7 protein-coding genes are annotated in these 8,786 nt (G+C 45.6%); 2 read left to right on the top strand and 5 right to left on the bottom strand.

Going from position 1 to position 8,786, the window contains the following annotated elements; translation table 11 throughout:
• Positions 1 to 240: 240 nt before the first annotated feature.
• Entirely contained in the window at positions 241 to 1,206 is a 966-nt protein-coding gene (locus tag BC343_RS09005) for an IS110 family RNA-guided transposase (protein WP_078347262.1), read from the top strand.
• Positions 1,207 to 1,471: 265 nt separating this feature from the next.
• On the opposite strand, the gene BC343_RS09000 is transcribed toward BC343_RS09005, so the two are convergent.
• From BC343_RS09000 to BC343_RS08975, 5 genes are all read right to left on the bottom strand, one after another.
• The gene (locus BC343_RS09000; RefSeq protein ID WP_078347441.1) at positions 1,472 to 2,542 is read right to left on the bottom strand and encodes a glutaminyl-peptide cyclotransferase; all 1,071 of its coding nucleotides are present in this window, start codon (positions 2,540 to 2,542) and stop codon (positions 1,472 to 1,474) included.
• Positions 2,543 to 2,545: 3 nt separating this feature from the next.
• Positions 2,546 to 2,914, bottom strand: coding sequence for a YraN family protein (locus tag BC343_RS08995; RefSeq protein WP_078347440.1), 369 nt, complete (start codon positions 2,912 to 2,914; stop codon positions 2,546 to 2,548).
• 266 nt (positions 2,915 to 3,180) lie between these two features.
• Positions 3,181 to 5,145, bottom strand: a complete 1,965-nt coding sequence (dnaG, locus tag BC343_RS08985; RefSeq protein ID WP_078347438.1) for a DNA primase — start codon at positions 5,143 to 5,145, stop codon at positions 3,181 to 3,183.
• A gap of 378 nt (positions 5,146 to 5,523) precedes the next feature.
• Positions 5,524 to 5,985 (bottom strand): IS200/IS605 family transposase, encoded by a 462-nt coding sequence (gene tnpA, locus BC343_RS08980; protein WP_078347437.1) that lies wholly within the window; start codon positions 5,983 to 5,985, stop codon positions 5,524 to 5,526.
• Positions 5,986 to 6,035: 50 nt separating this feature from the next.
• Positions 6,036 to 6,896 (bottom strand): DMT family transporter, encoded by an 861-nt coding sequence (locus BC343_RS08975; protein ID WP_078347436.1) that lies wholly within the window; start codon positions 6,894 to 6,896, stop codon positions 6,036 to 6,038.
• 236 nt (positions 6,897 to 7,132) lie between these two features.
• Between BC343_RS08975 and asnS the strand changes: the two genes are divergently transcribed.
• Positions 7,133 to 8,572: an asparagine--tRNA ligase gene (gene asnS, locus BC343_RS08970; RefSeq protein ID WP_078347435.1), complete on the top strand. Its 1,440-nt coding sequence runs from the start codon at positions 7,133 to 7,135 to the stop codon at positions 8,570 to 8,572.
• Positions 8,573 to 8,786 lie beyond the last annotated feature (214 nt).

Below are 8,786 nucleotides of genomic sequence, written 5' to 3'. Positions count from 1 at the left end.
TGTCATCCTATGTTTGCTTATAGGAAAAAGTTAAGTGTTTAGAGTAAATTTAAAGTAGAAGAAAAAGGGTAAAGAGAAAGATCACGAGTTGTCATTGGCTGTAGGAAGCCGTTCGAAATGCAGATCACTTTACCCCTTTGCTTACAAGCTTGAACAGTTCATTAGGCCACAAGAGCCTGTATGTAGGATTGATAAGCAGTAAAGCAGGTTCTTCTACAGTATTTATCTCAAAACAAAGTTATGGAAACTCATGCAAATTACATTGGTGTAGACATTTCAAAAGCGTCCTTTGACGTATCAGCCGGCCGACGCCATTATCAGTTCAGCAACGAAACTACAGGCTTCGACGGCTTCTTAAAGCTATTGGATACAGATAGCCATATCGTGATGGAAGCATCCGGCCCATATTATTTAAGGCTTGCTTGCTTCCTGCATACGAAGGGCATTAAGGTAAGTGTGGTAAATCCTTTGGTGATTCGCCGCTACAGCCAAATGCGTATGTCCCGGGCTAAAACAGATAAGAAAGACGCACTCCTGATCGCAGAGTATGGTGCCATGGCTAAGCCGGAGCAATGGGCCCCACCACAGCAGCATGTGGTAGAATTACAGCAAACAGAAGCCATTTTATCAGGATTGAGCAAGCAGCATACTGTGTTAAGCAACCAGCTTGAAAGCTTTACAGCTACAGGAATGATGCAAAAAGCACTGAGGCAGACGATACAAAAAGAGCTATGCCACCTTAAACAACTTATATCACGGCTTTCAGCTAACATGGAAAAGATCGTTCTTGAACATTATGGGCAAATGCTATCAGGACTGAAAAGCATACCTGGCATTGGCAAAAAAACAGCGATAATGCTCATCCTGGTAAGCGGTGGTTTCGAGCGTTTCGGCGATTGCAGTAAATTAAGCTCTTACATTGGGACATGCCCGCGCCTGTTCGAATCGGGCAGCAGTGTAAAAGGCAGGCCAAGAATATGTAAAATGGGCATGTCTGCGATCAGGGCCTCATTGTATGTATGCTCATGGAGCGCAAAACGCTGCAATAAAGCCTGCCGGGAGCTTTATGAACGCTTGCTGGCAAAAGGAAAAGCCAAAAAAGTTGCTTTGATCGCAGTCGTAAATAAGTTGCTAAAGCAAGCTTTTGCAATAGCTAAAACTAACTCAACATATCAGGAAAATTATTCAAATATTATTTGCTTTTAAACACAGTTCATTTCGAACGAACAGAAGCGCGGGACAGAGAACGGGGTGAGGAGAAATCCTGAACGTTACGCATTAACGCTTTGAATAAACGGTATTACGGCTTTGCATTACCGATTAGCGCAGTGTCGAAGTTTTCTCACCCTCTTCCGCACCATCCTGCGCTTCGGGGTTCGAAATGACATCGTTTATTAAAGCACTATAGTAATGTGCAAACTGCGCTCCGCAAACTGCCACACTGCCCGCCGCAAACTGCAAACCGAAAAGCCTATTTCTTCACAAACTTTACCTGGAATAATTTATCCCATTTTTTGCCGGTTACAAAGATGCGGCCGGTGGCTTTGTCGTATGCTATGCCATTCAGCACATCGGCATTGGTGTTGCGGCTGGCTTCGGGGTAAAGGGCTTTCATGTCTATCTTTTGCAGTACAGCGCCGGTTTTAGGGTCTATCACCAATATATCATCGCTTTGGTAAACGTTGGCGTAAATCTTCCCGTCGATGTATTCCAGTTCGTTCACCTGGCTTACAGCACCTTTATCGTCGTATACATCAATAAAACCTGTTTGGTGGTAATCGTTCTTATCTAAGAAGAAGATGCGGTTGGTTTTATCATCCATGTAAATCTTGTTACCATCATAAGTCATCCCCCAGCCTTCAATACCCACGTTATTATTAAAGGTGCTCAGCAATTGCAGGGTATTTTTGTCGTACACATAACCAATACGCTCGGTGTAGGTAAGCTGTACTATCTTATTGCCAATAACCACTATACCTTCGGCAAAGATTTTTGGGTCGATATCTGTTTTTTTAAGCACCTTGCCGGTTTGCAGGTCTACTTTACGAATGCTCGATTGGCCAGTGCCTTCCGCAACGCGGCCACCATCGCTTTCGTACAAAACACCATCCTGGTAAACCAGGCCTTCGGTATACGATGAAGTATCGTGCGGGAAAACTTTCTCTACCTTAAAGGTAAGTTCTTCGGGGGCCTTGGCAGCAAGCAGTACAATATTGGTGGTTACCTCATCGGCCTTGCCTGCCTGGTATACTTTTGCAGTGATAACGCGTGCTCCTAAAACCAATGTGTCGGTCTTAAATGTAATAGCTGTCGAATCTCTTTTAGTACCCAGCTTCTGTGCCTCCAGCATGTAAACTATCGAATCGGGCTTTACCGTAGCAGGGTATTTTACGCTAACCGAAACCTCATCGCCCGATTTGTAGGTAGTACCGGCATCCGGGCTGATCATAATATCCCCGGCAGTATCCGTTTTATCTTTACAGCCATTGCAGCCAAAAGCCAATAGCGCTACAAGGGCAAAGTATAATATTCTCTTATTCATGGTTTATGTAGCCGAGGGCCAAAAGGCATCCTCTATATGTTTTAATGTATAATTGTTATTACGGTCGTACAAAATGGAGATGATATCAAAGCGTGCTTCGCCCTGGTGGTTCATCAAATAAATGTACTCGTCGGCGGCATCGGCCAGTAAACGCTGTTTACGCGCATCCACAAAATCCTCCGGCTCGCCAAAGCTATTCCCTGTACGGGTTTTCACCTCGGCGAATATAATGGTTTTGTTTTTATAGGCGATAAGGTCGATCTCCGCCCGGCCGAAAACCCAGTTCTCGTCCATTATTTCGTAGCCATTGGCTTCCAGATGGGCTTTGGCAATAGCTTCGCCTTTGCGGCCAAGGTCGTTGTGGGTTGCCATTAATTTATGTCGCGAAATTTAAACATAAGGGCGGCGAGCATTATCGCTTCAATACCGATTGCTACCAGATTGCCCACAAATACACCCCATCCAATGTTTCTTAAATTTTCATTTTTAACATAAGGGGAATACCACAAAAAGGCGCCAAATACTAAAATAAAAACAGATGGTATAACTAATAAAATTAAGCTATCTATATAAGGACCGAGCGCAAGAAGCAGCATCACATTTAAAACAATGGCCAATATGAAAACCGTCTCCCGCATCTACTTTAATATCACCGAGCCTAAGTAATCCGAAATACTTTTTTCTACCTTTTTCAGGTGCATGTATTGGTTCAGCAGAATATCCTGGTCGGCATCGCTGTTGGGCTTTTGCAGTTCGTTACGCAGGTTCTCCAGTATCTTACCTACTTTATGCATTTTAAGGTGGAAGATAGCACCCAGGATGGTGGCCTTCATGTTGGCCTGCTCGTCGGACACGAGTATCTTGTGCATCTCGTACCAGTTTTCGCTCAGGATATATTTAGTGGCCAGCAGGTTCACCGTCAGGTCAACAATAGCTTTATCAGGATAGTGGATAAAATGCTGTTCATCGGGCAGTACGCCGTTATCCATTTCCTGCCGGTATATTTCTACAAATTGCTTGCAGGCGGCAATATCAAACTCTACATCGTTCAGCTCCAGCATCATAAAAGGGCCAATGTAGGTGTTGGCAATGCCATCCCAATTGATCATTTTATTCCCGTAGAGCAACAGCAGGCGCACTATTTCTTTCTCCTGTGCATCAATGATGGCCGTTTTGGGATCGGCAGGAGCTCCCTGCATCTCCTCCATGTACATCAGCTCATCCGGCGGGGCTACATCATCGTACTGCGGCTGATTACGGCTGGCCTGGTTGGCCTGTTGCTGGCTATCCTTTTTGGCCTTAGCCATCCGCATCTTATTCAGTTCGGATAGCAGTGCGCGCTCATCTATCTGCATAATATGGCTGCACTCCTTAATAAATACCGATGCCTTGATAGAATCAGGTATTTTGGCAATGCTTTCTACTACCTCGCGTATAACGTCGGCGCGTTTTATAGGGTCGCCCGCTGCATCTTTCAACAGCAGCGTGGTTTTATACAAAATGAAGTCCTTACGGTTCTCTTCAATGTGTTTTTTGAAGGCAGCGGTTCCAACCTTGCGCACGTACGAATCGGGATCGTGCCCGTCGGGGAAAGAAACTACTTTTACGTTGAGCCCCTGCTCCAATATCATATCCAGCCCGCGCAACGATGCTTTGATGCCCGCCGCATCGCCATCGTACAAAATGGTGATGTTTTTGGTGAAGCGGCTAATGAGTTTTATCTGCTCCACCGTTAGCGAGGTACCCGATGAGGCTACCACATTCTCTATGCCTGCCTGCGAAACCGAGAGCACGTCGGCATAGCCTTCTACCAGATAGCAGTTATCTTCGTCGCGGATGGATTTTTTGGCGAAGTACAGCCCGTAGAGGATGTTTGATTTATGGTATATCTCCGATTCGGGGGAGTTTACATACTTGGGTACTGCCTTATCGGTTTTCAGGGTACGGCCACCAAAGGCTATTACCCTGCCGGTAAAGCTATGTATAGGGAACATTACCCGGCCACGGTAACGATCATACAGCGTACCGTTATCCCGTTTTACCGATAGCCCGCTCTCTACCAAAAATTCTTCCTGGTAGCCATTACGGATGGCGCTGCTGCTAAAGGCCTCCCATTGATCGGGCGAGTAGCCCAGCTCGAATTTTTTGATGGTTTCGTTGGTGAAGCCACGTTCGCGGAAGTAGCTTAGGCCTATGCTCTGCCCTTCATCCGTATCCAGTAAACTCTCGTGGAAAAACTTGGCGGCATAGCCCGATACGATCATGAGGCTTTCGCGGCGGTTATCTTCCGCCTTATCCTCGGGCGACATCTGCGTCTCTTCTATCTCGATGCCGTACTTCTTGGCCAGCCATTTAAGCGCTTCAGGATAGGTGAACTTTTCCAGCTCCATTAAGAAGGTAACCGCGCTGCCGCCCTTACCCGTTGAGAAATCTTTGAAAATGCCCTTGGCCGGCGACACCGTGAACGATGGCGTACGCTCGTTGGCGAAGGGAGAAAGCCCTACGTAATTGGCCCCGCGTTTTTTTAATTGTACAAACTCACCTATCACCTCCACAATATCTGTGGCTTCCATTATACGGTCGATGGTGGGTTTGGTGATCATAGATAAAAACAAGCGAGCCTGCAAAAGTAAAGGTTTGCGGGCGTTAGTTGTTCTTTAAAGATAGAAAATTATCGTTGAACAAATAATCGTTCTTTTAGAGGCATCGGGATTTGCGTATTGGCTATTTATAAAATGTTCCGATGGAACATGGTTTCCTTGCATTTTTTTCTACCCATAAAATGTCCCGCTGGGACATCCAATTTGATCGTTTTATTTTTTCTACCGATAAGATGTCCCGCTGGGACAAGGTTAACGCCCAAAATACTTTACATGGAACCGAAAGCTGACCGGGCCGCGTTCCATAGGAACGCTTTATGGGTAGAAAAAAAGCAAACAAGATTCATGTTCCATAGGAACATTTTATGAATGGCCGCAATGCTATTCAAGCTCTTTAAAGATGTATTGCTCGTCCCATTCCACCTCGAACTTGGTAAGAAACTCCCGGTACTCCTCAAGAAATGTTTTCTTCTGATGATGCTTCTGTTGATTTTGAATGTACCTGATCACATCCGGCACCTGGCTTTTCGCATAAGAAAACGCTCCATAGCCCTCCTGCCACGCAAAACTGCCCTGGCAAAACTTTTTTGCTTTGATCCATTTACTGCTCTCCGTTTTAACATTCTTGATCAGATCGGACACCGCCTGATGTGGCCGCATACCGATAAAAATGTGAACATGGTCGGGCATGGTATTTATCTGAAGCATTTTGTGATCGTTATGCTGAAAAATACCGGTAATAAACATCATTAATTCATCTTTCCATTCGTCGGCTATCAACGCCGCACGATACTTTACCGCGAAAACAAACTGGATATGGATCTGGGTGTAGCTATTCGGCATAATTAATTGCTTCGCTGCAATTTAATTATTATCGGGCAAATCACAGAAACCTAAACAACCGCAGCAACCTTCGGCTTCAAAAATGTAACTGCAATACCCGCCAGCACAATCACACTACCGGCAATTTCGTTAAATGCTAAATGCTCGTTAAGCAGAAAGGCAGCCAACACTCCGGCAAATACGGTTTGGCTGAGCAATGCAATGGCTACCCGTGCTGATTCGAGGTAGCGGAGCGAATAGTTGATGGTGAGCCAGCCCACAAGCTGGCAAATTATTGCTGTCCCTATAAAACATAGCCACACGGGTAAGGGGAAACTAAACAAGTTGTCACCGGTAAAGCCGCTTACCGCCAGCAGGAATATGGCCGAGCTGGCCATGCTGTAAAACATAAAGGTAAACACATCTATCCCCGCCATAATATTTTTGCTGATGAGGATGTAGCTGGCATATAAAAAACTGGCCAGCAGCGCCAGCAAAATTCCGACGTTAAACTCGAGGTGCAAAATATGCTGATACCCTACCAGCACCACCATGCCCGTAATGGCTATAAAAGTACCCAGCCAAAACAACTTGCCCGACTTGGTTTTAAACAACAGGTAGCCTATCAGCCCCACCCAAACAGGTGCCAGGTTGGCAATAAGCGTTGATACCGTTGCACTGATCTTAAGCAGCGATATATTCCAAACCGCAATATCCGTAGCGAATACCATACCCGCCGCAATGGCTACTATCAATTGTTTGCGCTGTATCTTCAGTTTATTCTTGATGAGGCAATAAGGCAGCATACACAGCCAGGCAATGGCCACGCGGTGGAAGGCCGCGCCCAAAGGCGATACGCCCGCCAGCTTTACAAAAATGGGCGAGAAAGAAATGCATAAAATGCCAATGGCGAGGGCTAACCTTGGGTTCATAGAAGCAAACTTAGATAATGTCTGAATTAGAATTTTCAGAATTTATTGGCATAGGGTAAGCGCCTGAATCAGAATTTGCAAAATTTTAGAATTTTCAGAATGATAGCGGTTTAGTTTCAAAAGAAAACGCGTAACCTATAAAACTATCACCTCAATTAGATTCTGTTCATTCTCTAATCCTGTAAATTCTGATTCAGACAAATAATTGTATTTTTGCCGCTCAAAATATTTTTTATATGAGCCAGCGAATTAAAATTAAAGCATTACTGCAAAGCGGGGAAACCGGTATTGATGTAACGGTAAAAGGATGGGTACGGGCATTCCGTCAAAATCGTTTTATTGCTTTAAATGATGGTTCTACTAATGCCACGCTGCAAATCGTAGTAGATTTTGAGAACACCGACCCAACGTTGTTGAAAAGCATCACCGTTGGTGCCGCCATTAGCGTTACCGGTAAATTGGCGGCCAGCCTTGGCCAGGGCCAAACTGTTGAGGTAATTGCATCAACTATTGAGGTACTGGGCGATTGCGACCCGGATAAATATCCGCTGCAATTAAAGAACCGCCCAAGCCTGGAGTACCTGCGCGAGATCGCTCACCTACGTTTCCGCACCAATACTTTTGGCGCTATTTTCCGTGTACGTAACACCCTGTCGTTCGCTATACACAAGTTTTTTAACGAGAAAGGCTTTGTGTACCTGCATACGCCGGTTATCACCGCATCTGATGCTGAAGGTGCGGGCGAGGCTTTCCACGTAACTAACTTCGACCTGGCCAATGTACCGCGTACCGAAAGCGGTGAGGTAGATTACTCGAAGGATTTCTTCGGCAGGTCTACCAACCTTACCGTGTCCGGCCAGTTAGAAGGCGAGCTGGGTGCTATGGCCCTGAGCGATATTTATACTTTTGGCCCAACCTTCCGTGCCGAAAACTCTAACACTACCCGCCACTTAGCGGAGTTTTGGATGATAGAGCCGGAGATGGCTTTCTACGAACTAAAAGACAATGCCGACCTGGCCGAAGAATTGCTGAAATATGTGATCAGCTATGCATTGGAGCAAAACCAGGAAGACCTGCAGTTTTTGAACCAGCGCCTACTCGACGAAGAAAAGCAAAAGCCACAGAACGAACGTTCGGAACTTGCCCTGCTGGATAAACTGCAGTTTTGCTTAGCTAACGATTTTGAGCGCTTAACTTATACCGAGGCGATAGAGATCCTACGCGAATCGACACCGAACAAAAAGAAGAAATTCCAGTTCCCGGTTGAAGGCTGGGGTACCGACCTGCAATCGGAACACGAGCGCTATTTGGTGGAGAAACACTTTAAAAAACCGGTGATCCTGACCGATTACCCTAAAGAGATAAAATCGTTCTACATGCGCCAGAACGACGATGGCAAAACCGTTGCCGCTATGGATATCCTTTTCCCGGGCATCGGCGAGATCGTTGGTGGCTCACAGCGGGAAGAACGTTTAGATAAACTGGAAACCCGTATGGACGAGTTGGGCATCCCTAAAGATGAACTTTGGTGGTACCTGGATACCCGCCGCTTCGGCTCGTGCCCGCACGCTGGTTTCGGCCTTGGTTTCGAGCGCCTGGTACTCTTCGTAACCGGCATGGGCAACATCAGGGATGTGATACCTTTCCCAAGGTTCCCGAAGAATGCGGAATTTTAACACGATTTAAAGATTCATCGATTTACACGATAAAAGCCTTGCTGATGGAGATATTAGCAAGGCTTTCTTATTAATTTCAATCTTGTCAATCCATCAATCGCTTAATCGTGTCTCTTTTTTAACAGGATTAAGGGATTTATGGATTGAGGCAGGATTTTTTTTTTTGATGGGCGATTTGATTTGATTGAAATTAACCAATCCTGCAAATCCTATT

Origin of the sequence: Mucilaginibacter pedocola, assembly GCF_002013915.1 — a bacterium.
Classification (GTDB): Bacteria; Bacteroidota; Bacteroidia; order Sphingobacteriales; family Sphingobacteriaceae; genus Mucilaginibacter; species Mucilaginibacter pedocola.
The sequence above is the reverse complement of the archived record's forward strand: the minus strand, read 5'-3'. Positions and strand labels throughout refer to the sequence as shown.